The sequence below is a fragment of the uncultured Methanobrevibacter sp. genome, from assembly GCF_937881195.1.
Classification (GTDB): Archaea; Methanobacteriota; Methanobacteria; order Methanobacteriales; family Methanobacteriaceae; genus Methanobinarius.
Window position 1 is genome coordinate 47,521 of sequence record NZ_CALGFC010000032.1, and the last position, 24,347, is coordinate 71,867.

Below are 24,347 nucleotides of genomic sequence, written 5' to 3' on the forward strand. Positions count from 1 at the left end.
ACTTATGCCTCAGCATCAAGTTGTTCTTTTAAAGGTGCAGGACCTAACTCTTTAATACGGTTTACCATCATTTTAACAGTTTCTGCAAATTTTTCACCTTCAGATGCAGAAATCCAATCATGGTATACTCTGTCTTTTCCAATACCCATTTCTTCAGCTAATTTGTAAATTAGTCTCATTCTTCTATCTAATTTGTAATTACCTGCGTCATAATGGCAGTCACCGTGGTGGCAACCTGCAACTATTACACCATCTGCTCCTTCACGGAATGCTTTCAATACAAACTGAGGTTCAATTCTTCCAGAACACATTACCCTAATAACCCTAATATTCGGTGGGTATTGCATTCTAGCTGTACCTGCAGTATCTGCTCCCCCATAGGAACACCAGTTGCAACAAAACATTACAATTTTTACGTCATCTTCAGCCATAGAGTTTCCTCCACTTAACATATTTTATTTATATTCATAAATTTTAAACTCAATAATTCATTCTTAATTTAATAATATACATATTATTATAGATATCATAAATTATTTTTAGATAATATAGTAAAGTTTAGATAAAAATTTCTATATTTGCAAATTTTTATATAACTATAATTTATCTATAATAAAGAATTTCATCATATTGAATTTAATCTAATTACATATACATGTATATTTGAAAAATTAACATCAAATAAATTAGCTAAAAAGTAATCTAAAGAACATCCTCAAAATAGAAATATATTCCTAAATATTCAATTATAAACACATATCCAAATGAATTATAATCCATTTGTTCAATGAATATCCTCTGCATAATCTATTAATGTTGAATTTTAAATGTACCTTAATGAGCTAGCTCAGCGTTACATCAATGTACTGTTAATACATTAGGAATATAATTAATATAAAGGTTACTTAGAAATCAAAGTCGAAAAACTTATATAGGATATTAAGTTTTAAAAAAGTAATAATAAAATCAATTAAATAAATGATTAATATTGTCGAAAAAGAAAAATAAAAGCTTTAAAAAGATTTTAAGATATTTAAAAGATTAAATTAAATTTAAAACTATTATTATAGATTTAAACCATGTAATATGACAAAAAGTGATATTTAAAATAATATTAGTAAAAACAAAGCAAATAAAAGTATTGGTTAATAAATAAAATTATTAGTCTCACTTAAAAATAAAAATAAAAATAATAATAATTTTTATTATAGTATGAAATAATAAATAATTTACAGTATAGTTCATATATGATAAAATAAAATTTTGAAAATTTTTTTATTAAAGAAAAAATTTTAAATTTTGATAAAGTAAAAAAAATTTTATTAAAATAAATTATTATAATTAATATTACTGCAAGTTAATAATGTAATTATTATAATATTAATTTTAATATTAATTTATAATATCATATTTAAAATAATAAATTAACATATTTATAATTTAAAAAATATATTTATAAAATATATAAAAATATTTTATAATATATAATAATTTAAAAAAAAGAATTAATAAAATAATTATATTATGTAAATATAACTAAAATTATCAAATGATTATATTATAATTATAATTATAATTAAAATCAAATAATTAGAAATATAATTAATAAAGATAATAAGGTGGTGAATTATGTTACTTGAAATAAAGGATTTAGCTGTTGAAGTTAGTGGAAAACGTGTTTTAAAAGATATAGATCTGACTATAAAAGAAGGAGAGACACATGTACTTTTAGGGCCAAATGGGAGTGGAAAAAGCACATTGTTTATGAGTATTCTTGGATTTCCAAAATATAAAATTGTAAATGGTAGCATATTTTTTAAAGGAGAAGATATAACTAACTTGAGTACTACTGAACGGGTTAAAAGAGGAGTAGGAGTTAGTTTTCAAAATCCTCCTGCAATTAGAGGAGTTAATTTGAAAGATCTACTAAAAGTAGAAAGTGGTCAAGATACAAAAGAAGAAAATCTTACTCCTGAAATGCAATTACTTACAGATAAACTTAAATTTAATGAAGAATTCCTTGAAAGAGATGTTAATCTCGGATTTTCTGGAGGAGAAGTTAAAAGATCAGAAATACTTCAATTGCTTGCTCAAAAACCAGATTTTACTATGTTTGATGAACCAGATTCTGGCGTTGATATTGAAAATGTTGAATTACTCGCTGAAGAGATAAATGTACTACTTGACAAAGATAAAAAGCCAGGACAAAGAATGAGGTCCGGATTGCTTATCACTCATTTAGGCTACATACTTAATTTTGTTGGGGCAGATATGGCCCATGTATTAATGGATGGTAAAATTGCCTGTTCTGGAAACCCTGATGAAATTTTACATGACATACGAAAAGAAGGATTTAAAGGATGTGTTGAGTGTGCGAAATGTATTACAAAAAGCTGAAAAGGCTAAAGATAAAAAAGCAACTATTGGATCCGATATTGACATGGATGAATTTACAAAAGAAGATAAAGAAGAACATGAAAACGTAGATAGTATCCAAGATGTTCCAAAAAAAGTAAAAGAAACTCTTCTCAAAGTAGGAGTAGATACCTCTGAAAATGAGCGAGCAGGATCTTTCCTTCAGATGGATCAAAGTAATATTTATTCAAACTCAATTTCAGATTCCATAGAATTAATGAATCTTGAAACTGCACTTAATAAATATAACTGGTTAGATCAATATTTGTGGAATGTTGTATCCCCTGATGCAGATAAATATACTGCTCAAACCGCCCTTAGAGAACATGAAGAAGGAACAAGAAGTGGATATTTTATAAGGTCTTTACCTGGAACCAAAGAAGTTTTCCCTATGCAAGCATGTATGTTTATTGGTGATGAAACAGTTATGCAAACAGCACATAATATAATAATTGCTGAAGAAAATTCAGAACTACATGTTATTACTGGATGTGCAACTGGAGAAGATGTTTCTTCTGCACTTCATGTTGGAGTTTCAGAGTTTTATTTAAAACCAGGAGCAAAAATAACATTTACAATGGTTCATAATTGGGCAGAACAGGTCGAAGTAAGACCTAGAACCGGTATAAAAATTGATGATGATGGTACTTTTATAAATAATTATATATTAACAAGCCCTGTTAAAACAATACAATCTTATCCAACTGCATATTGTTCAGGTAAAAATTCAAAAGCAATATTTCAGAGCATACAAAGTGGACAAAAGGATTCTATTATTGATGTAGGTTCAAGGGTTTATTTAAATGGAAAAGGTTCTGCTGCAGAAGTCATATCTAGAGCCGTTTCTAATGATGAATCAAAAATTTATTCAAGAGGACACTTAGCAGGAACTGTTCCAGGAGTTAAAGGACATCTTGAATGTCATGGACTAGTCCTTTCAGATGATTCCATGATTTATGCTGTTCCAGAACTTGAAGCAAGTGCTGCAAATCTTGAAATGTCCCATGAAGCAGCTGTTGGAAAAATTGATGAAGAAGAAATATATTATCTTACATCAAGAGGCCTTACTGAAGAAGAAGCAACTTCTATGATTGTTAGAGGTTTTTTAAGTATGGATATAACTGGTCTTCCACCAGAATTAGCTAATGAAACCAAAAGAATGATTGATATGAGTTTAGAAGGTATGTGAAACACTACCTTTTTCTCAACACCTATAAATTATAAAATTTTTTTAAATTGAGAAGATATTAAATAATTTAATTTTTAAATCTTTCTGAAATTAATATAATTCTAAATCTATCTTAAAATAATCTAATTCTAAATATATCTTAAAATAAAATAATTATAATCCTATCTAAAAGTAAATTTAAAGATATACACTAAAAATATTATATAAATAAAATAAGATGGGAATTATTAAATTATTAATCAATATAATAGTATTATTAAATAAGTATAATACAATTATTAACAAAATATTTATACTATTAAAAATAAAATATATTATATTAAATTTTATTAAAATTAGAAAAAATATTAATTCATACTATTAATTTAATACTATTGATTTTTTAACTATTAATTTTTTACATTATTAAGTATTATGGTAATATCTATCAACTATTAGGACACATATTATTAATCGAGATATATTTTATTATACAAAAAAAACATATTATTGTACTTTATTTTAAACAAATTATTTTTATTTGAAAGAGTTTATAAGTTATAAAGAGTATTATAATATAAGAATTTTTATTAAAAATTCATCAACAATAATTTATTTTAACATATCAATTAAATTTTAAGATATGGCCTTTATCGTAACATATTATTTATAAATTAAAGTATATTATTTGTTTATATTATAATTTTGCTAATATTTAATTTTAATATATTAAATTTTTTGAATAAAAGATAAATAATACAATATTAAGATGAAATATAAGATTAAAATATTAAATAACTAGTTACCATTTAAAAATTATCTTATTGAAGAGGAATAAAATGGAAACCATAAAAATAGATGAAAACCCATTAGAGTTAGCTGAAAAAATTGTAGAGGATATTAAATTTTCTAAAGATAGAGGGCTTTTAAAATGTGTACAGTGCGGAATGTGTACTTCAATGTGTCCTGGAGCTAGAAACTCTGAATATAATCCTAGAACGATGATTGAAAAGGTTCTTGAAGGGGATGAATCAATAATTTATGATGAAACAATCTGGAATTGTTTTTATTGTTATACTTGTCATAGTATTTGTCCTGTTGGGAATAGTGCATGTGAAGTTAACCAAATACTTAGACAAATAGCCATATCGAAAGGAATAGCAAATGAAAAAGTAAAACCATTTGCAGGTTTTGTTGATTTAATGATGGACTTAGGTCTTGGAGGTATCCCTGATAATTTCCACTCAGACTTAAAAAGAGATGTTGGTGAAGAATGGGAAGAAAAAAACCTAAATTTAAATGATATAAGGGAACAATTAGGTCTTAAACCACTTGAAATGCCAGAAGAATCAAAAAATGAAATAAAGGCTCTTTTAAAACAGACTGGCCTTGACAAAAGAGCTAAAAAAGTTAGAAAATGATTTAAAAATAAAATAATATGTTAATAAACTTATAGAAGGTAAATATATGCGAAAAATACCTGATAAAAATATTATGCTCTTTAAAAGTTGTTTAATAAACGGAGAGTACCCCGGAATTGAATCTTCAACAAAATATGTTTTTGATAAAATAGGTGTCGAATATATTGTTGATGATAGGCAATCTTGTTGTACTGGTCTTGGTCATTATTCTGATATTTATGATCAACTTTCAACAACAGTTATTGGAGGAAGAAACTTCAGCATAGCCAAAAAAACTAATCATACTAATATAGTGATGATGTGCTCTACTTGTTATGCAATTCATAAAAAAGTAGCTAAACTATTAAATAATAACATAGAAGTTAGAGATAAAGTAAATAATATTTATGATGAAACTGGTTTAGATGAAATGAAATATGAAGAAGGAACAGTTGACTCTTCAAAAAATATATTTCATGTAGTAGATATTCTATTTGATAAAAAAGATGAAATTGCTAAAAATATAAAAATAGACTTATCTGGATTTAGAATAGCTACTCATCCTGCATGTCATTATTGTAAAGTCCAATATGAAGATGTTACTGAAGGTTTTAGAGATCCAAAGATCTTAGATGAAATTCTAAAAAGTTGTGGAATAGAAACAATTGGTTGGTATGACCATAAAAGATCTACTTGTGGAGCCGGTTTCAGGCAAAGATTTGTTAATCGAGACCTTTCTATGAAGGTTACATCTGAAAAATTAACATCATTAAAAAATGAAAATGTAGATATTCTAGTTCATATGTGTCCAAATTGCCAAATGCAGTTTGATAGGTATCAACCATTTATTGAAAAAGATTTAAATCTTGATTTTAAAATGTTACACTTAAATATATGTCAGTTAATAGCATTTGCAATGGGTTCAGACCCCTACAAAGTAATGGGAATCCAAACACACACAGTCCCGATTGAACCTTTAATTGAAAAAGTGGAAAAAAATCTAACAAATGAAATAAAAAAAGTTAAAACCACTAATAAAGCTTAATTTAGTAATTTGGAATTATTAATTTAATTTATTAATTATTATAATTAATTAATGATATTATGGTTTTAGATTATTGTTAGTTCTTAAAATTTATTAAATTATAGTATTAAATTGTATTATTAAATTGTATTATTAAATTGTATTATTAAATCAGAATTATATATGTCATAATATTAATATATTAAAATTATAATTATAAGGGATTAAAATGTATAATAAAATAACCCCAAATTCTCAAAAATCAGATCTCCGTGTTGGAGTATTCATTTGCAGATGTGGTGGAAACATCTCAGATATTGTTGATATTGAAAGGCTTAAAAATTCAATTGATGCAGATGTAATTGAAGAATTTGAAAATCTGTGTTCATTGAATGGGAGAAAAATAATTAGGGATAATATTGTCAACAACGATTTAGATCGTGTCGTAATTGCATCATGCTCACCCATAACTCATGAAAAAACTTTTCAAGATTATATACAGCCATTAAATCCTTATCTAATGGATATGGCTAATTTACGTGAACAATGTTCTTGGGTCCACAATGATATAGAAAAAGCAACAGATAAAGCAATTACACTTGTAAATGCATCAATCGAAAAAGTAAAACAATCACAAGCTGTTGACCCTATTCTTTGTCAAACTCCAGAAAGTGCCGCAGTTATTGGAGGAGGAATATCAGGAATAAGTGCTGCACTATCATTAGCTAAACAAGGAGTTAAAACATATCTAATCGAAAAGAAACCCTCAATTGGAGGAAATATGGTAAAAATTGGCAAAGTTTTCTCTCCAGTTAAATTAGCAGAAGAATGTGGAATGTGTTTACTTAACCCCATAATGAATGAAACAGTTTGGCATGAAAATATAGAAATACTAACTAATACTAAAGTTTTAAACACAGAAAGAAGAGCTGGAAATTTCAATATTCTACTTGAAAGCAATCCACGATATGTTGATGAAGATAAATGTATTTCTTGTGGCAAATGTATTGAAGAATGTCCTGTTGAAGTTCCAAACATATGGGATGACGGACTTTCAATGAGAAAAGCCATTTATAAACCATTTTCACAAAGTTATCCTGATGCATATACAATAGATATGGAAAATTGTGAAAAATGTGGAAAATGTATGAGAAAATGTCCAATGGATGCCATTTATCTGAAAGGAGAAAAAGAAGTAATTCCACTAAATGTTGGAGCAGTTATATTAGCTACAGGACATAAAACCTTTGATCCTGAACTTCGACCAGAATATGGATATGGTAGATATGAAGATGTTATAACCCAAAGTGAACTTGGGCGTATTATGGGAGTCAATGGTCCAACTAAAGGTAAACTGAAAATGTTATCTAAAGAAGAAGTTCCAAGAAGAGTTGTCATGATACAATGTGTAGGTTCAAGAGATGAAAAACCAGATGGGCATAAATATTGTTCCAAAGTATGCTGTATGGTAGCTTTAAAAAATGCAAATATAATCAAACATAAATATCCAGATACTGATGTTATAATATGTTATACTGATATGCGTACCCCAGGAATGTACGAAAAATACTACAAACATGGACAAGAAAATGGAATAAGATTGTTAAGAGGTAGACCGGGTGAAGTAAATAAAAAAGGAGATTCATTAGTAGTTAGAGTAGAAGATACTCTTCAAAAAAAATTTACTGAAATTGAAACTGATATGGTTGTTTTATCAACTGCAATGGAACCATCTACTGGAAGTCAAGAAATAGCAGAAATAATGGATGTTGGACTAACAGAAGATATGTTTATTAAAGAAACACATCCAAAAATAAAACCTGTTACTACTGATGTTAAAGGAGCTTATGTTTGTGGAAGTGCACAGGGTCCTAAAGATATCACCGACAGCATAATGCAAGCCCATGCAGCTGCTTCTAAAGTTGCAGAAATAATGAATGATGGACTTGAAATAGAACCATTTGTTGCAGAAATAGATGATGAAAGATGTAATTTATGTGAAGACTGTATTTCTATATGTAAATACAAAGCCATGTCTATTAAAGATGATAAAATTTACATAGACCCTATGTCTTGTTCAGGATGTGGAAAATGTTTGACTGTTTGTAAACCTAAAGCAATAAATATACATGGAAATATTGATGAAAAAATATTTGCAACTATATCTGGAATGTTAAAAGACAAAAAAGAAGGGGAAAAAAGAATTCTTGTATTCCTTGATCAAGTAGGTTATACCGCAGCAGATAATATAGGAGTTAATAGAGTAGATTATCCAGAATCAATATATATAATCAAAATTCATTCAGTAAATAGAGTAATGCCAAAACATATTATTTATGCTCTTGAAAATGGTGCTGATGGAGTATTTATTGGAGAATATCCTGGAGATCTAATGTATCAAGAAGTAGAAAATAAAATGAACCAAATAAGAGAAGAAATAAAAGAACATGGAATGGATCCAGAAAGACTTCAATTTTCAAATGTTTACATACCTTATTTCAGAGGACTTGCAAATAAATTTAAAGAGTTTGATGAAAAAATTGAAAGTATAAATGAAGAAGCATAATAACAAAAAATAAAACAAAATAATTAAAAAAAGTTAGAAATAATAATTTATCATTTAAAATGAAAAAAATATACAAATTAATAAAATGAAAAGTATGTAAATTAATAAAATGAAAGGATAGAAAATATTTTAAAAAAATGAGAATTTTATAAAACTAATAAACTTTTAAAAATTGGACAGAATTTAACTTAAAAAATAATTGTAATAAATTAAATAATGATAAATTTTTAATTATGAAATAAATAAAATAATTACAATTATTCTGTAACTATTATAAATTCTCCAACTTTTTCAACTTTTGCAAAAGGAACTAACAACAAATCCCCATTCCTTTTAGCACCTTTAACATGAATATTTCTACCCTGTTCTACTTTTATAGCTATATCAACAATTTTACCACTTTTTTCATTGATAATGAGTTCATCTAGAGAACCAAGAATACGAGCATTATTTGTTGCAACTTGATATCCTTTGACCTCACTCCATAATTTCTCTTCCTTTTTAGGGATGTTTTTATTTTCCATTATTTCACCATTAAATTTATTATATCCTCTATAGTTTATATAGTTTAGCTTTTATTGATTAATATCTCATATCTGATTATTCTCAAATAAGAAATAGGCTAATTTAGCATCACCAGTAGTGTTTATATTTAAAGCTAGTTCAATTTTAGGAATAATTAATTTATACTCATTTTGAACTTCATTTCGACTTAATAAAATATTTAAACCTGATGGAACTAAATCATCGATTATAAAAGAAGGTTTAATCCCATACTTATTAAAAATAGATAAAGGAACAAAAACAGACAGAGCATCAAAATTATTTTTTATATATTCTCCTATAACATAATCAATAATTTCTGTAGAGATAAAAGGCAAATCAGCATTTATAAATAATAATATATCTTCTTTAGATAATTTTTCAAAATATGATAGTATAAAAGATAAATCTTCCAAATATCCATTTCCTGGTGTTTTTAAACAATTAAAAGAATTTTTAGAGAGATATTTCTTGGTTTTGGGAGTATTTGGGCTTACTGCTATAATAATATCCTCAACATATATAGAATTCTCTAGATTAGCTAAAACATGGTCAATTAAAGGCTTATCATAAATTTTAAAAAGAGGTTTTTCAGAATTCAAATTCATTCTTTTACCTTTACCTCCTGCCATTAATACTGCTTTTATCATTATAACCCTAATAAGTTCTTATTATAGAAAAAAATAATTATTTAAATAATTTAAATAGAAAATAAAAATATTTATTTTTTTTGCTGTAATTTTCTTCTAGCGGCTAAAATACAAGGCCCTCCTTGTTTACCACCAATAGGAACTTGAATTGTACCCATAGAATTCATACACCTTGCCATAATAGCAGATCCAAGAGCAAGGCCATCAGAAACAAATACAGAGTCTTCAAATTTATCTTTAGTGTATTCTAAAATTAATTCAGGTTTTTTACCGGTTATACCTGCCCTACCAGTTATCCCTAAAACAGAACCTGGAACAATGATATTTTCATTAAATGCTACATTTAAAAGTCTATCAACAATCATTGCACTCACATGATCCATTGTAGCAAACAAAGTAGGCAAACCATCATTTTTATAAAGATCTTCACCTAATGAAATCAAATCAGGTATTTTATCGCCATTTTCTCCAACATCACATCCAATTAAACATGTCCCAGCTTTTTTAGCTGCTTCTACTTTAAGGGGAACAGTTCCAAATCTATCACGATCCATAGGAACCTTTCTAATGTCAATAATTTTATGAACTTTTTCTGCATTACTTTTTGCACGTTTCCAATTAGCTTTCTTTAATAAATCCTTAGAATAGAGATCAATAGCAGCACCACCTTTTTTATCGACTTTATCAGTGCCGCGAACTAGAGAATCTGCTATAACTCCTGCAAGACCTAAAAAATTTCCAACAGTATGTGCATAAGGCTCATCATTATTGACGACCCTACCAGCTAAAGTTGATCCAAAATCAATAGAAACACAAGGATTTCTATAATCAACATCAGTCCACTTAGATCCAAGTTTTATTCCTGCAGTAACAAGTTCTCCTTCCATTTCATTAGATACTACTTCTTCTCCTTGGGGAGGAAGAACACTTACAACTGCACCATCAAACATGACTTTATCAAGAAGAGTATAATCTTTTAACCTTTCAGGAAAATTATCAATAGACATTGCAGGAGCCATTTTTCTTGGAGCAACACCTGCATCCAAACAACCATTAGCTAAAGCAATAATGAGTTTTCCACTTTCTTCAGGTGTTGCAAAACCTGCAGTTACACCAGTTGAACGAACAACAAAATCTAAATCTTTTTCAATATCAATATGGGCTTTTTTTGCAGCTTCAATAACAGTATCTTTAATCAATTCAGAAACAGACTCTTTTGAAAGTTCAATTCCCCATACTGTCTCACCAAAAACTTCCTCATTTGGTTTTGGTGGCCTAATATCCCTTGTCATTTTAACAGTCTTGCTAAGAATATAACTTTCACTTGTATTTAAGTTTGTTGCACTTATAATACACTTTGTAGTTGTATTACCCAATTCAACAGATCCTGCAACATAATATTCATCTGGCCTCATTTTATAGCCAGAACCCGCAGTTTTAGTTGAAAAAGGAGATGATTTTAAAGACTCAAATTTTTTAAATTTGCTTTTAGCAATTACTGGTTTAGGTCCTAAACCAAATATTTTATTTATAAAAGACATATATTTCCCTCAAAACTTCCTTTTTATTTATAATGCTACACTTAAAAATCATTTAAATTAATAAATTAATAAATTAATAAATTAAATATAAAATAATCTGTTATTTCTATATATTAAGAATAAAGTTTATAAATATTATTAAAATATTTTAGATAAAAGTAAAAATTAGGGAAAAATAAAAAGTTTAATAATAAAATTATAAAATCTAACTAAAAACAATTAATAATAAAAATAGAATATTGAAATATAAGAACAAATAATCTAATAAAAAAGATAAAAATTTTGTAGATAAATAAAAAATAAAAATAAAATAAAAATAAAGTAGAAATAAAGTAAAAATCGATTTAAATTAAATAACTCTAAAAATAAAAAATCTAATCTAAATTACAATTTTTTTCAATTGTTCTTACTAAATGTATTGTACATGGAGCAAAATGTACGACTTCTTCTGAAACACTCCCTAATAAATGTTTATCAACAATACTTTTCCCAGTTCCCATAACAATAACATCTACACAATTATTTTCTGCAGTTTTTACAATTATTTCTGCTGGTTTACCCTTAGACAATTCTTTTCTGAATGATATATTTTTATTTTTTTCTAAATTCAATAATTCCATAAATTCTTCTAAAAATATTTTTCCTTTTGAATTAAGTTCAATAACCATTTCTTCTTTTATTCTTTTAGGTGTTAAAAAAGGAACAGAATCATCAACAACATATAACCCTATAATTTCAACTTCTCTATCCCCAATCAAATCAAGAGTGCTCTCAACTAGCTCTTCAGAATAATTACCCATTATTGGCACTAAAACTTTACTATACATAAAATCCCTCTTATAATTTCTAATAAATTTAATTTATATACTATTTAATAAATTATGGATACTTTATAAAACTATCAATTTCACTAATTAACATTATATAAAATATGCTATTTAAAAATTTTCTATCCTAATACAAATATTCTTAAAAATGCATATAATACATAAACCCCTAGAAGAATAATTCCAGAAAATCTATTTAGCCTATTTTTATTATATTTCATTAAAAGTAATGTACCTGCTGTAACCCCTATCATTACGGGGGCATCAAAGTAAAGAGACAATGGTTCAATTGGAACAGCAACTAATAATGCAGGAATACCAATACCAACCAATATATTAAAAGTTACACTTCCAAAAACAGTGCCCATAGATAAATCATGCAATCCTTTCATTGCAGAAGATAGAGTAACTACAAGTTCTGGAATACTAGTACCAATAGACAAAGTGAATAACCCCATGATAGCAGGAGGAATTCCAAATGTGGTGGCTAAAGAACTAGCACTTGTAATTAAAAGCTGACAACCTACTCCCAAACCAATAATACCTAATAAAACAAATAATATACTTTTTTTGTTTATAGAATTTCTTTTATTAGATAATTTTTCATTAGAAACATCTTCAGTATTTTTAACATCTTTTTTATTGTTAAAATCTTCTTCAATCTTATCTTTATGTTCTTTTTCTTGGTCTTTTACCAATATCCTCATGTAATAGATATAAAAAATAATCATTATAATAGAAGAAAATCCAGAAATATATAATTCACCAGTAAAATATCCAAATAACATAAATGCTAATAATACAAGCCCAGTAACTACTGCCATAAGCCCATCACGATTTATAGATTTCTTATCTGCTTGTACTAAACCAGTTATAGTTGCAGTTATACCAAAAATACCTGCTACATTCCATATATTTGACCCTATTACGACACCGACCCCCATTTCAGTATTACCACTTAAAGAAGCAATTAATGCAGACCCGAACTCAGGCAAAGATGTTCCAATAGCAGCAGCAGTTACACCAAGAAGAATCTGAGATATTCCCAAAGCAGTTCCTATCTCAACAATATTATCCACAAATAAATCTGCTGCTTTTATAACAATTAATAAAGATATTATTAGTAAAATACACATTAATATAATCTCAAACATACCCCACTTTCCTCCGAAACAAGCTAAATTAAATTTTTATAATATTTAATATATCAATTTATAACTAAAATCAATTTAGATTTCCTTGCATATAAAGTTTATTGAAAAGTATATAAAATAATTAAATAATTAAATAAAATTAGATATTCTTGTTTGAAATATATATCAAATTCCAAAAAATATAGAGTTATATTAAAAAATAAATAACTATTAAAATGATAAATAATTTTTAAAATGAAGTAAATTATAAAAATAAAATTAATAGAATGAATAATAATAATGACAATAATAGATAAAAATAAATTAAAAAATAAAATCTAGATTAGATGATACACATCTAATCAGATATTATTCGTGTTTAATGATAAATTATTAAAGAATTTAAATATTCTTATAATAATTTATTCATAGGGTGGCTTTCTACAGCTTCGGTTCCCATATCTTTAGCTGCTTCAGCTATGAATATGTCGACCATTGCACATGCAGGGAAAGCCAATCTAGCATTTTCAATAGGGCCAAAGAGAACAAAGTCCCCTCCAGTCATTTGTTGAACAATGTTAGATCCCATATCACAAACAGGCCATGCTTCTTTGTGATCTTTTTTGTATTCTCTTAACCAATTCCATGCAGAAGGTACATTGTGAATACCAGAACCTACAGGTAATCCCCATTTACTTTTTACAGCAAAAGAAGTTCTTGCAGCAACTCCAGCTCCTTGTCCAAGAGGAGTAACAGCAGTATCCATTAAAGGTTTAGTGATTCCACATTCTTCTGAAATTTGTAATAAACCTTGGTCAATAGTTCCATCACCATCTTCCCACATACCAATTTTACCTTCAACAGTAGGATTCATTGGGTTGAAACCTAATACAATAGAAGCAGATAAATCAGATTCTTTTACAGCTTCAATTTCTTCAGGTTCTGCTGCCATATTGATTGAGTTATAAATAGCTCTTTCAGATAATCCAGCTTCAGTAGCATATTTTGCTCCAGCCATTCTTGCTTCACCAGAAGTAGAATCTATAAGGAAAGGAGAATCAGAAATGTCACCAACAAACTCTAAGTACTTAACTAAAGCTTCTTCAGTTTGTCCGAAAACTTGTACTAAACAAGGATTTCCAGTGACATCCATCATTTCTTCCATAGTCTTAATTCTTTCTTCTGCCGCATCTTTATCAAAGACACCTGCTTTTTCATCACTAATAATATTGTGTCCACCATAAAAGATGGTACCTGCTAAAACAGTTGGATATTCTCCTGGCTGACCTCCAATCTTAACGCCAGCTATATCCAATACTTCTTGTTCTTTATCAAACCTAAACATAAATAATCCTCCATCCTTAGAGTAATGCACCTAGTAATAATGGTAAAAGATTATATTTCATAACTACAACCATTATTATAAGACCTATTATTATACCATATAAAATACCAACATCTCTACCAGTTTGTTGACCTAACCTTTGATAGTATTCACCAATAGTAAAATCAACTTTATCTTCAATATCATCTAATTTTTCATTAGCTTTGTTGTAATCATCAGCAGAGACAAGTACTCGAGGTATTGTATTTTCTTCAGACATTCATAACACCTCTTAGACCAAATTCGCTAAATATGGGATTACTACAATTAATACAAAAGCGATAGCTAATCCTAAACCAATCCCAGTGAATCTTGTTGAAATTAATCCTGCGAACAATCTTCCTTCTCTTCCAATTAATTGAGACCTATATTTTATATCTTCAGATACTTTTTTAATACCACGGACGTTAGGTTTGTTAGATAATTTAACCATTATTAAACCTCCTTATATAAATCCTAGGAATAAACATCCGACAACCAAAGTGAAAATTAATCCAATCATAATACCTTGAACTTTACCTGCATAATTACCAGCAAAATTTCTTTGTACAGCACCAATCATTTTCATTTGGGATTGAATGTTTCTCATCCTTGCCTCAATTAAAGCAGTTTCAGGAGCGACTGGGCGAACTTCTTCACCTTCATCCTCTTCATCTCCACTTTCATCAAGAGAAATTACATAAGCTTCCTCTTCGAAAGCTCCAGGATCTTTTTCTATGCATTCTTTAACTTTAGCTTCGATTGCACCAGCATCTTCTATATCAACCATATTAATAACTTCAAGTTGATTTTGGAATCTATCAATTCCTTCATCAGGAATATTTTCAACATATGGAATAGCTCCAGTAGCACCCATGATACTTCTTTTTTCTGGATCTACACCATTTTGATGTAATGCTTCAAAACTTTGACCTGTAATATGTCCTTGAACTTCAGATCCACATAATATTAAAAATCTGATGTTAGGGTTTGATATTATATTAGCTACAACTGTTTCAATTCCTAGATTTTCTGTTTTACAAGGACCAGAAATCGCTGCACCCGCATTAGCAGCAATATCCTCATTGTGAGAACCTAAAGTTGTAACTGCAACAGGACTTTCAGGGTCCCCTGCAATATAATCTCCATTAATTATTGGCCATCCTTCTGCAGGTGATTTTTTATCTGCCATCTATAAAACCCCCAAATTGACTAATAAAGGAATTGCAGCTAATAATACGAATAATCCTATTACAAAACCGTACACCATGTTTGTAAGCATACCTGCAGTAGCATAAGTGCCTTCTCTTCCAGGATAAGCCCCTTCGGAAACAGTGTTTGGATCTAATGAATGCATTAAATCATCTGCTGCAGCCTCTAAACTAGTTATTTCATTGTTTATATCGTCCATAGAGAGTACTAAAACTTCTCTTCCTAAAGCAGCGCCAATTACCCCAGTAGAGGGATCAAGAGTTAAGCTGTACTCAGGAACTATTTTAATTAAAGGTAACATTTCCATATTTTTTCCCCCTATTGTTCTTCAACTTTAGGCCATAATCCAGACCATTTAACAGATGCAGCTTCATTGAATGATGCTTTAATATATGCCCTAATAGATATTATCCATCCGACTCCAGCAACGATAATAACAGCTACCCATACAGGAATTCCCATCCAAGTATTAGGAACAGGATTAATAATAGTTAAAATTCCAGTGATAAACATAGCTAAAAATGCTGTGGAAGCGGCTAATTTAAGAGTTCTAACTTGATTTTCGTTAGGTCCTAAACATGCATTAAATGGATGTTGGATAGCCATGGTATTCATTATAAAGAATAATGCTATAAATCCAGGAGCTACAACAGATGTGAGAATTCCATCAAGATGATAGGTTCCTGCAAGAGTTGCAGAAAATGCTAATACAGATAAAGCAGCAGCACCAGAAATTTCAGCAGTACATCTTTCGAGTACAGGAATTTTCATTCCAATAATTTTCTTAGCAATTAAACCAACAATGAGACCTAATATCATTGAGAGTACTAAAGCAAAGATAGGCCCTAACATTCCAAGACCAGTAGTAAATGAAAGAGATACTAAAGCAATACCTGCTAATGCACCAATAATACCAATAGAAAGAGACATATATCCAATAGAAGGGACACCAGTACCTAAACCATAACTTGCAACTCTACGAATAGCATCTGCACCCCATACAATAGCACAAACACCACCTAAAGCTGCAAAAACAGGCCCAAATACGGGATTAAATGGAACTAGGTAAATACCAATAAGGCCACCAATAACTCCTAAAAGGAGTAATTTTTCAGCACCTATAGCACCACCAGTAGGTCCTCCACCAGCTGCTGACATTATGCAACACCTCCAGTTAAAAGAATAGCAAATACTCCCATTATTATAGAAGCAATACCACAAGCAAGAATACCAGTACCGATTCTTTTGAATTTAGGGTCGTGGAAACCTTCAATAGTACCACCAATATTATAAGAAGCAATTACTGAATTAATAAAGAAAACAGCTACAGCTAAGATAGCAGCTAATCCAGCAGTTACAGTAGGGTCAGTTATAAAACTTCCTTCTGTCATTGCAATATTAATACCATAGTAAACAAGTCCTCCACCAGCACCACCGAGTAAACCCCCGATAATACCACTGACAAAACAAACAGTAGGTAAACCATGTCCTTCAGTACCAGAAGTAACATATTTTTCTTGATTTCTACCAGTTATTGGGTCTACTTCAGCTTTTGCAGAAGAAGGTACAACACCAACACCGAATACATAAATTATGTTAGCAACTAACATGGTTAAACCCATCATCATCATTGCACCTACTGCTCCAGCAATTGCAATAATATACCATGGTTGACCAGTCATAGCTGCTGCAGTAATTAAACCAGTTAATCCAGCACCTGCTGCAAGCATTGCTGTACCAGTTCCTACCCCAGTAGCTGTTGCCATAGCTGCAGGAGCTCCTCCTACTGGTATGAAGTGTACACCTCCACCAATGAGGATTCCTCCAACTGTAATAAATATTATTAAACTTATTGGATCCATAAATGAAACCTCCTTAATCTTCCTTATATGGTCCATATTTAGTTCTAGCAAAGTTTTCAAGTCTCTCATTCATAATAATAAGAAGAATAATTATAATTAAACCTGCAATTAATCCTCCAATTAAACCAAATACAACAGTGATCCAGAAACTTAAAAATACAACAGTACCAAAACAAAAACCAGTTAACGGTCCACCAAATTTAGCACAAAAATTAACAGTATCAATAGAATTTCTTGCACCAACTTCGGATTTAGTTACAATATCACCATGAATAGCTACAGGAATACCTCCACCAAACGGATATTGTTGGTATTCTCTTTCTGCACCATAATGAACATCCCCAGTAGAAGAACCAATAGCACCAATAGTTATTCCCCACAAAACAGCGAGAAGCGGTAATGGGAAAACATGTAATGGAGTTCCGTTAAGAGGTATAGTCATTAAGTATGCTACACTTACAATACAAAAAGTAGTTATAAAACCATGACCTGCAACAGGTCCTAATGCTTGGGTTAAAGCATCCATAAACAAAGGTTGCTCAAATTGAGATTGACTTACAATCCTTCCCATATGAGCTGTTACTGTGTAAACAGTGTGTACTAAAGCAGCAATAGTTGCACCAATAGCAATTCCTACAATAGGCATTAAATTAAAGTTAAACATTGGTGAAATCAAAACAAATGCTATAGAACCTGCGATACCACACCATGTACCATATGCAACTGGTTCACCAGAAACAGCCTTATTAATAAATCGGTGTAAATGTCCCATTTGAGGAGCTAGCTGAACTTGTGAGTTTGGATTACTCATGGAACCAACATCAGATTCTAAATCCTCTGCGGCACCAGCTATAGTTGCAGCTGCACCCATCAATGCAACAACACCTAAAGTTATAGGGTCCATATTTTCTTTTCCTCCTTAGTTTTTATTAAATTGATAATTTAATAAATATGATATATTTCTTTATTGATTAAAATAGTTGTTTATTTTTATTTATAACTAATATAAAATCTTTAGAATTTATTAATAATTTTAATGAATATGATAATGATAATAATAATTTATCTTTTAACTCTCTTGATACTTATTTTATAAACAACTAAACTAAAAAAATAAAAAAAAATAGGTGTTAATACACCTATTTAGCAGGTATAATAAGAGATCTTTCACCATCAGGCATAAATTCTCTTAATGCACCTTTTGCAATTTCAGCACGAGGTTGGGAGAAATCGAAACTTAAGTTTTTATCAGCAAATGCAATTTTAACGAGTGGGTTAAATGCAAATGCGTCTCCACGAGCTGAATGAGGAGCTTGGGAAATACCTGCGTATTCTCCTTGGTGTCCTACGTTCATTGCATAGTTAGGATAATTTGGTCCTCTCATTTCAACAGGTAATCCTTCGTCATTTCTTATAGAGAATACGTTGGATGCACCACATTGATCTTGTAAATCGTAACCATAGAATCCTAATCTAGAATGTTGTTCTTTATGTAAGTACATAGCTAAATACCATGCACTTAAACCAGTTTGAGAGTTTCCAGTAGCGAAAGCTGTTGAACAACCAGCTGCTGCTGATATAACAGATGCTCTTTGAGAACCACCAAATTGAGTTTCAAGCAATGCAGGATATTCTTCATATTGTTCTAATGCATAGAAAGCTACTTCAGAACCTACATCAAGAACGGTGTCCATATTGTTTGGAGCTTCACATAAACCAAATTTATCTTCGACGTATTCTTTACCATAGTAAGTAAAGTCATCGAGAATATTATCAGTATAAGCTGCAGATGCGTATTGAGTAAATCCAACACCACCAGACATGTATGAACCTAACCAAATTTGATCGTATAATGCTGCACCCATAGCTACTACATCTAAAGTAGATCTTACAGGATCTTCAGGATTAACTCTTGAAGATTGACACATATCAGCTAAGAAACCAAATGCAATTCCACCAGGTTCATTTTCTGCTCTTGCTCTTCTAACTGGTAAGTAAGTACCCATGTGAATAACTTCTGCGTGTTTTGATGCATATGCAAAATCACCAGTAGCTCCTTCACCAGCACATTGATTATAAGCAGAAATCATGGACATACCGATTTGCATAGCAGACCATCTGGAAGTAGTACCTCCATCACAAACTCTTCCTACAATTGTAGGAATTCTTACAGCTTGCCATACTTTGTCACCAACTTCAGCTTTTAAAGCTTCAGCTTGTTCTTCGGAAAACTCTTTATTAATATCTAAAACGAATGCACTGTCAATTTCATCAGCTAACTCGTCATCACCAGTAAATACTTTTACATAACTGTCAGCTACGAGTGATGGGTTGGTTTCAACCATGTGCTCTTGTACAATAGCAGCACCAGGCATAGCGTGGTTAACAGTCTCTAAATATTCAGTGATTGTTTCAGGAGTAACTTCCATACCTAACCTTTTTTCAAGAACATTATGTGCAGTGTTTAATCCTACAATAACAGTTCTTCTAATGTCATCCCACATTTGTTGGATAGCAGCATTGTTAACAAAATGGAAATCGTCTCCTTCAACATAAGTTTCAGTTGTAGATACCTGGTAAGGCATTAATGCTCTTTGTCCTAATGGAGAACCTACATCTGGATTATATTGAGGAATACCTCTTTTTGCAGCGATTTCTTTACCTGCGTTAGCAAATTCAGTTTTCCTTTCAGATTGTTTCCATCCACCTAAGTTGTAAAAGGTAGTGGTTTTTTCTTCAGGATCTTCTTTGAATTTTTTATTTAATGCTTCGATAAACTTTTTATCAGCCATTTTAATCTCCTCTCCTTATTCTGGACAGAATCCACCTTCGGATCTTGTGACGTGTATTCTGTGTAATATTTCTACAGCGTCTTTATCGTCCTTATAAGCTTCACCATCTACTCTGTAAATGGTAGTCTTCTTCATTAAAGTTTCTTCATCTAATGGCTCACCGAGTACAACAGGTTCATCTAGTTCTTTACCAATTTGATCTTTTACCATTTCGATTTTACCAGTTTCTTTGTTTAATAATTGTCTTCTTAACATATCAAACATTACACCGTCTTCATCGAGTCTTAAAGAGTGACCGTGAACAGATTTACCTCTGATTCCAGACCTTGCTGGATCAAAATATTCGGTTTCTAATAATTCTTTGGAGATTTTTTCGAGATCTCTTTCTCTTGCTTCGATAATTTGTCTTCCTGACAAAGTACCAGCATCTACTCCTCTAAATCTGTTTAAGTAAGACCTAGATCTTAAATAAGGTTGAGCAGGGGCAAAATACATAGAATCTACAAATTGAATATATCTTACTCTATCTCCAGCTTTTGCACCGTCGATTGGTTCTACTAATTCTCTAATGATGTCTTCAGGCTCATCCATTTCATCTAATGGAGGGTGAACACTTTTATATTCTTCACCTGGAGCTCTGTGACCTAATACTTTTACTACGCCTTCATCAGATATTTCTCTTAATTTTTCTAACTCATATTCTGGGTCAGAAAAGTTTCTTCTGTTTTGAGCTACCTGAGAAGTTCCTGGATAATATTGTGCCATAAATCATGCACCTCCTAATGCTAACTTAACTTTTCTAATAATCTCATCTAATTTTTCTTGGGAACATGTTTCTCCCCTAATAACACCACTAACAATATCAACAATTTTACCATTAGTTTTAATTCCTCCTTTAGCCTCATTAGGCATGACATGGGAAGTTTTAACACCAATTTTTGCAAAATCTTCAAAATCGACAGGATATTCACAAATAACAACACAAGGACAATTAACATTACGAAGAATTAATCTTGCTTTATAAGTAATATGATTTTTAACTCCGCCAAGATGAATTACAAGTAATTTAAACTGTGACATTTGATTAACTTCTTTATCAGTCAATCCAAATCCGCCACTTGCACCTGGAGCATCAGATGGAGTTCCTGCACCCGCATTGAGTATCATTGTACTAGTTAAAACATTGGCTTCGCGAAGTGCAAAAGTTATTTCACAAACAGGTTTTGTAATATGCCTTCTTCCAGGAGACATAGCTACTGCAAGAACATCACTTCCACATTCTGCGAAAGTTCCTCTTTGAGCTATTCCTCCACCTTCACCAAGACCCATTGTTTCACGACAATCTACAACATGGGTACAACGTCCAATCATATTTTCATCCTTATTGTTAATTAAATAAATTTTCCTTTATTTATATTTAAATCTTTATTTATATTATAAGTAAATTATAATTGAATTATTATTATTTAATATACAAAATATAAGATCCTTAATCCATATCTTTTTTTATGATAGTTACTCTGTCTGCGAGCTTAGCTGATTGATCAGTCATTCCAATTAACTCTTCAGGGATGTCTGAGTCACCATATTTTATGTTATCAGAGACAGTCTTCTGAGTTCTGATGTATTTTCCGATATTAATATCAAATCCAAAAGGAAGATATTCATTGCATATCTCCTTTATATCATCAATAGTTGATTCATTTGAAATTTCAACAAAAATACGGCCAGTTTTGACTTTAAGCTCAAGTTCTTTACCATTGACTGTAATTTTTCTCCTATCAACATATCTAGGATCTTCGTTAGGGTCTTCGGGTGGGAGCCTAGGTCCTTGAATAACTGTTCTTTTAACATCATCAAGACTTTCAATACCATTTAACAACTTTTCAGTTGTATTTGCTCCTAAAACTCTATGTGGAAATACTTCTATGTCCATTTATAATTATCCCCATTTAATTAGTATGATTGTATGATTAATTCAAATTAATAATATTTAGATTTATATTAATTTTATATTCATGTTAATTTTTATTAATAAAATAATTTATCCAATTAAAACCATGATATGTAAAATCATCCAAATATATTGTAATTAATTATTATAATTAATCAAAAAACATGCGAGATTTTAGATGTCACCTTTTATGTCTGCAGCTGCTTCCACTACATATTTTAATGGTTCTCTGAATTCATCAACACTACTGAATACTTCTTTAATTAAACCAGAAGTTGCTTCAGGTGAGAAAAGCTGAGTACCTGCGTCAAGACACATTGCAGCAACAACACAAGGGATACAGAATCCTTTACTGTGTCTAGTTACAACGTGATTACCATTAAAGAGACCTGGGCCTCCTCCACCATAAATAGAGTGACTAAAGAATGAAAATCCTACAGCTACACCTTCAGCTCTACCGAAATCTACACCTGGAAGACCAGTTGCAAATTCAATAGAATCATTGAAGTATAATAATGAAGAAGGTACACCTTGAGCAGCTCTTGCAGCAGCTACATTTACCATAGTTGCAGCAGTAGCTCCAGCAGCAGCATAAGCATTCCATTTTGCTAAATCATTAGTTTCATAAACATTAAAACCATTTAAATCTTTTTCTACACTAACAACGCCATCAGCAGTAGCTTTAGCAACAGTGTCATTCCTAACAGAACCAACAGTTCCTTCTTTAGCATTATCTTTAACTAAATCTAAAACAATGTTGTCTGCGTTCATTCCTTGGTAAGCTAATCCTAATAAATGCATTCTTTCAAATGCTCCAATAGCGTCGCCCATTTCAAACATAGCAGTTTGTTCTAAGATACTGGAAAGTGCAGTTCCTTGTAATGTATTTTTTAATGTAGCAGCAGCTACGTGGTTAGCCATAATATTTCTTAAAGCATAACCCGGACCTTCAAGCTTTTGAGGAATATCTAACATAGTTGCAATGTTAGAACCCATATAATCAACAGATTGAGGATATCTTCCAAGAATTGCAGCTTTTACCATGTTAGCATCATACATACTAATATCAAATTGTTTAATAATAGCTTGTACTAATGCAGTTGCAGTTGATAAGGTTGCTACAGAATATTCAGCAGCAGATTCTAATCTTGCAGTTGGTATTTGAACTAAAATCCTCTTTCCACCGGAAAGAAGCTCTACATTGGTATCATCATCATCAGTTACTTGAACCATTTCTTTTAAAGCAGATGCAATAGATTGAGCATTGCCAGTAATATCTAGGTCCATTTCTCTTCCTAAGATCTTAGATCCCTGTCCACCGACAGTTGCAGATCTTAATGAATTTTCTATACCTTCTAAGTTTACAGCTACGGTCCTTTTTACACCACTTACGATGCTTTTTATAGCAGGATTCCGTAGTGGGCTTAAGGCTTCGATAGGCACATTAGATTCTACTAATGACCCTCTATCGTCGTATAAATCGACTTTATCATCAAACTTCGCCATTTTTTCCCTCCTAACTAAATATAGTTATTAATATACCTCTCTAATACAAACGGTCATTTTTAAGCCTGCATTGAGTAAGCTTATTTGCAGTTTTTTGCAATAACTAGCTATTTGGTATACGAATTTTAATTTGATTAATATATATTATAAATATTATTTCTGAGAACAAATAGCAAAGCTTATAAAGGAGAAGTGAACCTGAATTTTTTAAGAAACCTAGAATATAAAGTAATACTTTTTTAATCATTTGAAAAAGAATTTTAAATCTTTTAGAAATGAAATAAGAATTTAAAACTATTAATAAACCCCTAAATCTATCAAATGATAAAATAAAGATTTTAAAAATGGCAATTTGCGAAAAAATTGAAAAAATAATTGCAAAAAAATATAT

At 30.2% G+C, this 24,347-nt stretch carries 24 protein-coding genes; 5 read left to right on the forward strand and 19 right to left on the reverse strand.

The features are described 5' to 3' along the window. Positions 1-2: 2 nt before the first annotated feature. Positions 3-431 (reverse strand): hydrogenase iron-sulfur subunit, encoded by a 429-nt coding sequence (locus Q0087_RS05060; RefSeq protein ID WP_297898587.1) that lies wholly within the window; start codon positions 429-431, stop codon positions 3-5. Between the two features lie 1,198 nt (positions 432-1,629). Between Q0087_RS05060 and sufC the strand changes: the two genes are divergently transcribed. From sufC to hdrA, 5 genes are all read left to right on the forward strand, one after another. Continuing rightward, a complete protein-coding gene (gene sufC / locus Q0087_RS05065; RefSeq protein WP_297898588.1) occupies positions 1,630-2,397 on the forward strand; it encodes a Fe-S cluster assembly ATPase SufC in 768 nt (255 codons plus the stop codon). Next, positions 2,333-3,604, forward strand: a complete 1,272-nt coding sequence (locus Q0087_RS05070; RefSeq protein ID WP_297898667.1) for a SufD family Fe-S cluster assembly protein — start codon at positions 2,333-2,335, stop codon at positions 3,602-3,604. The genes sufC and Q0087_RS05070 overlap by 65 nt, the downstream gene beginning before the upstream one ends. A gap of 818 nt (positions 3,605-4,422) precedes the next feature. After that, positions 4,423-5,004: a ferredoxin:CoB-CoM heterodisulfide reductase subunit HdrC gene (gene hdrC, locus Q0087_RS05075; RefSeq protein ID WP_297898589.1), complete on the forward strand. Its 582-nt coding sequence runs from the start codon at positions 4,423-4,425 to the stop codon at positions 5,002-5,004. A 46-nt stretch (positions 5,005-5,050) separates the two neighbouring features. Beyond that, a complete protein-coding gene (gene hdrB, locus Q0087_RS05080; protein WP_297898590.1) occupies positions 5,051-6,028 on the forward strand; it encodes a ferredoxin:CoB-CoM heterodisulfide reductase subunit HdrB in 978 nt (325 codons plus the stop codon). A gap of 208 nt (positions 6,029-6,236) precedes the next feature. Further along, positions 6,237-8,573: a ferredoxin:CoB-CoM heterodisulfide reductase subunit HdrA gene (hdrA, locus tag Q0087_RS05085; RefSeq protein ID WP_297898591.1), complete on the forward strand. Its 2,337-nt coding sequence runs from the start codon at positions 6,237-6,239 to the stop codon at positions 8,571-8,573. 257 nt (positions 8,574-8,830) lie between these two features. On the opposite strand, the gene Q0087_RS05090 is transcribed toward hdrA, so the two are convergent. The 18 genes from Q0087_RS05090 to mcrB form a co-directional block, all read right to left on the reverse strand. Continuing rightward, a complete protein-coding gene (locus Q0087_RS05090; protein WP_297898592.1) occupies positions 8,831-9,097 on the reverse strand; it encodes a PRC-barrel domain-containing protein in 267 nt (88 codons plus the stop codon). Between the two features lie 66 nt (positions 9,098-9,163). Continuing rightward, positions 9,164-9,766: an NTP transferase domain-containing protein gene (locus Q0087_RS05095; protein WP_297898593.1), complete on the reverse strand. Its 603-nt coding sequence runs from the start codon at positions 9,764-9,766 to the stop codon at positions 9,164-9,166. A gap of 71 nt (positions 9,767-9,837) precedes the next feature. Beyond that, positions 9,838-11,307 (reverse strand): methanogenesis marker 14 protein, encoded by a 1,470-nt coding sequence (locus tag Q0087_RS05100; protein ID WP_297898594.1) that lies wholly within the window; start codon positions 11,305-11,307, stop codon positions 9,838-9,840. Positions 11,308-11,681: 374 nt separating this feature from the next. Further along, positions 11,682-12,134, reverse strand: a complete 453-nt coding sequence (locus tag Q0087_RS05105) for a universal stress protein (protein ID WP_297898595.1) — start codon at positions 12,132-12,134, stop codon at positions 11,682-11,684. Positions 12,135-12,256: 122 nt separating this feature from the next. Then, the gene (locus Q0087_RS05110; RefSeq protein ID WP_297898596.1) at positions 12,257-13,288 is read right to left on the reverse strand and encodes a calcium/sodium antiporter; all 1,032 of its coding nucleotides are present in this window, start codon (positions 13,286-13,288) and stop codon (positions 12,257-12,259) included. Positions 13,289-13,679: 391 nt separating this feature from the next. Continuing rightward, entirely contained in the window at positions 13,680-14,612 is a 933-nt protein-coding gene (gene mtrH, locus Q0087_RS05115; protein WP_297898597.1) for a tetrahydromethanopterin S-methyltransferase subunit H, read from the reverse strand. 16 nt (positions 14,613-14,628) lie between these two features. Next, on the reverse strand, positions 14,629-14,871 hold the full coding sequence (mtrG, locus tag Q0087_RS05120; protein WP_297898598.1) for a tetrahydromethanopterin S-methyltransferase subunit MtrG: 243 nt from the start codon (positions 14,869-14,871) through the stop codon (positions 14,629-14,631). A gap of 12 nt (positions 14,872-14,883) precedes the next feature. Further along, positions 14,884-15,084: a tetrahydromethanopterin S-methyltransferase subunit F gene (locus Q0087_RS05125; protein WP_297898599.1), complete on the reverse strand. Its 201-nt coding sequence runs from the start codon at positions 15,082-15,084 to the stop codon at positions 14,884-14,886. A 12-nt stretch (positions 15,085-15,096) separates the two neighbouring features. Next, complete coding sequence (gene mtrA / locus Q0087_RS05130) at positions 15,097-15,822, reverse strand: tetrahydromethanopterin S-methyltransferase subunit A (protein ID WP_297898600.1); 726 nt, start codon at positions 15,820-15,822, stop codon at positions 15,097-15,099. Then, entirely contained in the window at positions 15,823-16,149 is a 327-nt protein-coding gene (locus tag Q0087_RS05135; RefSeq protein WP_297898601.1) for a tetrahydromethanopterin S-methyltransferase subunit B, read from the reverse strand. Positions 16,150-16,160: 11 nt separating this feature from the next. After that, positions 16,161-17,000 (reverse strand): tetrahydromethanopterin S-methyltransferase subunit MtrC, encoded by an 840-nt coding sequence (gene mtrC / locus Q0087_RS05140; protein WP_297898602.1) that lies wholly within the window; start codon positions 16,998-17,000, stop codon positions 16,161-16,163. Beyond that, positions 17,000-17,704: a tetrahydromethanopterin S-methyltransferase subunit D gene (gene mtrD, locus Q0087_RS05145; protein ID WP_297898603.1), complete on the reverse strand. Its 705-nt coding sequence runs from the start codon at positions 17,702-17,704 to the stop codon at positions 17,000-17,002. Before mtrD ends, mtrC begins: the two co-directional genes overlap by 1 nt. 13 nt (positions 17,705-17,717) lie before the next feature. Next, a complete protein-coding gene (mtrE, locus tag Q0087_RS05150) occupies positions 17,718-18,608 on the reverse strand; it encodes a tetrahydromethanopterin S-methyltransferase subunit E (protein WP_297898604.1) in 891 nt (296 codons plus the stop codon). A gap of 235 nt (positions 18,609-18,843) precedes the next feature. Next, positions 18,844-20,496, reverse strand: coding sequence for a coenzyme-B sulfoethylthiotransferase subunit alpha (gene mcrA / locus Q0087_RS05155; protein ID WP_297898605.1), 1,653 nt, complete (start codon positions 20,494-20,496; stop codon positions 18,844-18,846). A 15-nt stretch (positions 20,497-20,511) separates the two neighbouring features. Continuing rightward, entirely contained in the window at positions 20,512-21,261 is a 750-nt protein-coding gene (gene mcrG / locus Q0087_RS05160) for a coenzyme-B sulfoethylthiotransferase subunit gamma (RefSeq protein ID WP_297898606.1), read from the reverse strand. 3 nt (positions 21,262-21,264) lie between these two features. Further along, positions 21,265-21,867 carry a methyl-coenzyme M reductase I operon protein C gene (gene mcrC, locus Q0087_RS05165; RefSeq protein ID WP_297898607.1) on the reverse strand — a complete coding sequence of 201 codons (603 nt, stop codon included), beginning with the start codon at positions 21,865-21,867 and terminating at the stop codon, positions 21,265-21,267. A gap of 118 nt (positions 21,868-21,985) precedes the next feature. Next, positions 21,986-22,432 (reverse strand): methyl-coenzyme M reductase operon protein D, encoded by a 447-nt coding sequence (mcrD, locus tag Q0087_RS05170; protein ID WP_297898608.1) that lies wholly within the window; start codon positions 22,430-22,432, stop codon positions 21,986-21,988. A gap of 192 nt (positions 22,433-22,624) precedes the next feature. Beyond that, positions 22,625-23,956 (reverse strand): coenzyme-B sulfoethylthiotransferase subunit beta, encoded by a 1,332-nt coding sequence (gene mcrB, locus Q0087_RS05175; RefSeq protein ID WP_297898609.1) that lies wholly within the window; start codon positions 23,954-23,956, stop codon positions 22,625-22,627. Between the last annotated feature and the right edge of the window lie 391 nt (positions 23,957-24,347).

Coding starts and splice junctions, on each gene's coding strand:
- Q0087_RS05060 (WP_297898587.1), bottom strand. CDS start 431: ATGGCTGAAGATGACGTAAAAATTGTAATGTTTTGTTGCAACTGGTGT.
- sufC (WP_297898588.1), top strand. CDS start 1,630: ATGTTACTTGAAATAAAGGATTTAGCTGTTGAAGTTAGTGGAAAACGT.
- Q0087_RS05070 (WP_297898667.1), top strand. CDS start 2,333: ATGACATACGAAAAGAAGGATTTAAAGGATGTGTTGAGTGTGCGAAAT.
- hdrC (WP_297898589.1), top strand. CDS start 4,423: ATGGAAACCATAAAAATAGATGAAAACCCATTAGAGTTAGCTGAAAAA.
- hdrB (WP_297898590.1), top strand. CDS start 5,051: ATGCGAAAAATACCTGATAAAAATATTATGCTCTTTAAAAGTTGTTTA.
- hdrA (WP_297898591.1), top strand. CDS start 6,237: ATGTATAATAAAATAACCCCAAATTCTCAAAAATCAGATCTCCGTGTT.
- Q0087_RS05090 (WP_297898592.1), bottom strand. CDS start 9,097: ATGGAAAATAAAAACATCCCTAAAAAGGAAGAGAAATTATGGAGTGAG.
- Q0087_RS05095 (WP_297898593.1), bottom strand. CDS start 9,766: ATGATAAAAGCAGTATTAATGGCAGGAGGTAAAGGTAAAAGAATGAAT.
- Q0087_RS05100 (WP_297898594.1), bottom strand. CDS start 11,307: ATGTCTTTTATAAATAAAATATTTGGTTTAGGACCTAAACCAGTAATT.
- Q0087_RS05105 (WP_297898595.1), bottom strand. CDS start 12,134: ATGTATAGTAAAGTTTTAGTGCCAATAATGGGTAATTATTCTGAAGAG.
- Q0087_RS05110 (WP_297898596.1), bottom strand. CDS start 13,288: ATGTTTGAGATTATATTAATGTGTATTTTACTAATAATATCTTTATTA.
- mtrH (WP_297898597.1), bottom strand. CDS start 14,612: ATGTTTAGGTTTGATAAAGAACAAGAAGTATTGGATATAGCTGGCGTT.
- mtrG (WP_297898598.1), bottom strand. CDS start 14,871: ATGTCTGAAGAAAATACAATACCTCGAGTACTTGTCTCTGCTGATGAT.
- Q0087_RS05125 (WP_297898599.1), bottom strand. CDS start 15,084: ATGGTTAAATTATCTAACAAACCTAACGTCCGTGGTATTAAAAAAGTA.
- mtrA (WP_297898600.1), bottom strand. CDS start 15,822: ATGGCAGATAAAAAATCACCTGCAGAAGGATGGCCAATAATTAATGGA.
- Q0087_RS05135 (WP_297898601.1), bottom strand. CDS start 16,149: ATGGAAATGTTACCTTTAATTAAAATAGTTCCTGAGTACAGCTTAACT.
- mtrC (WP_297898602.1), bottom strand. CDS start 17,000: ATGTCAGCAGCTGGTGGAGGACCTACTGGTGGTGCTATAGGTGCTGAA.
- mtrD (WP_297898603.1), bottom strand. CDS start 17,704: ATGGATCCAATAAGTTTAATAATATTTATTACAGTTGGAGGAATCCTC.
- mtrE (WP_297898604.1), bottom strand. CDS start 18,608: ATGGACCCTATAACTTTAGGTGTTGTTGCATTGATGGGTGCAGCTGCA.
- mcrA (WP_297898605.1), bottom strand. CDS start 20,496: ATGGCTGATAAAAAGTTTATCGAAGCATTAAATAAAAAATTCAAAGAA.
- mcrG (WP_297898606.1), bottom strand. CDS start 21,261: ATGGCACAATATTATCCAGGAACTTCTCAGGTAGCTCAAAACAGAAGA.
- mcrC (WP_297898607.1), bottom strand. CDS start 21,867: ATGATTGGACGTTGTACCCATGTTGTAGATTGTCGTGAAACAATGGGT.
- mcrD (WP_297898608.1), bottom strand. CDS start 22,432: ATGGACATAGAAGTATTTCCACATAGAGTTTTAGGAGCAAATACAACT.
- mcrB (WP_297898609.1), bottom strand. CDS start 23,956: ATGGCGAAGTTTGATGATAAAGTCGATTTATACGACGATAGAGGGTCA.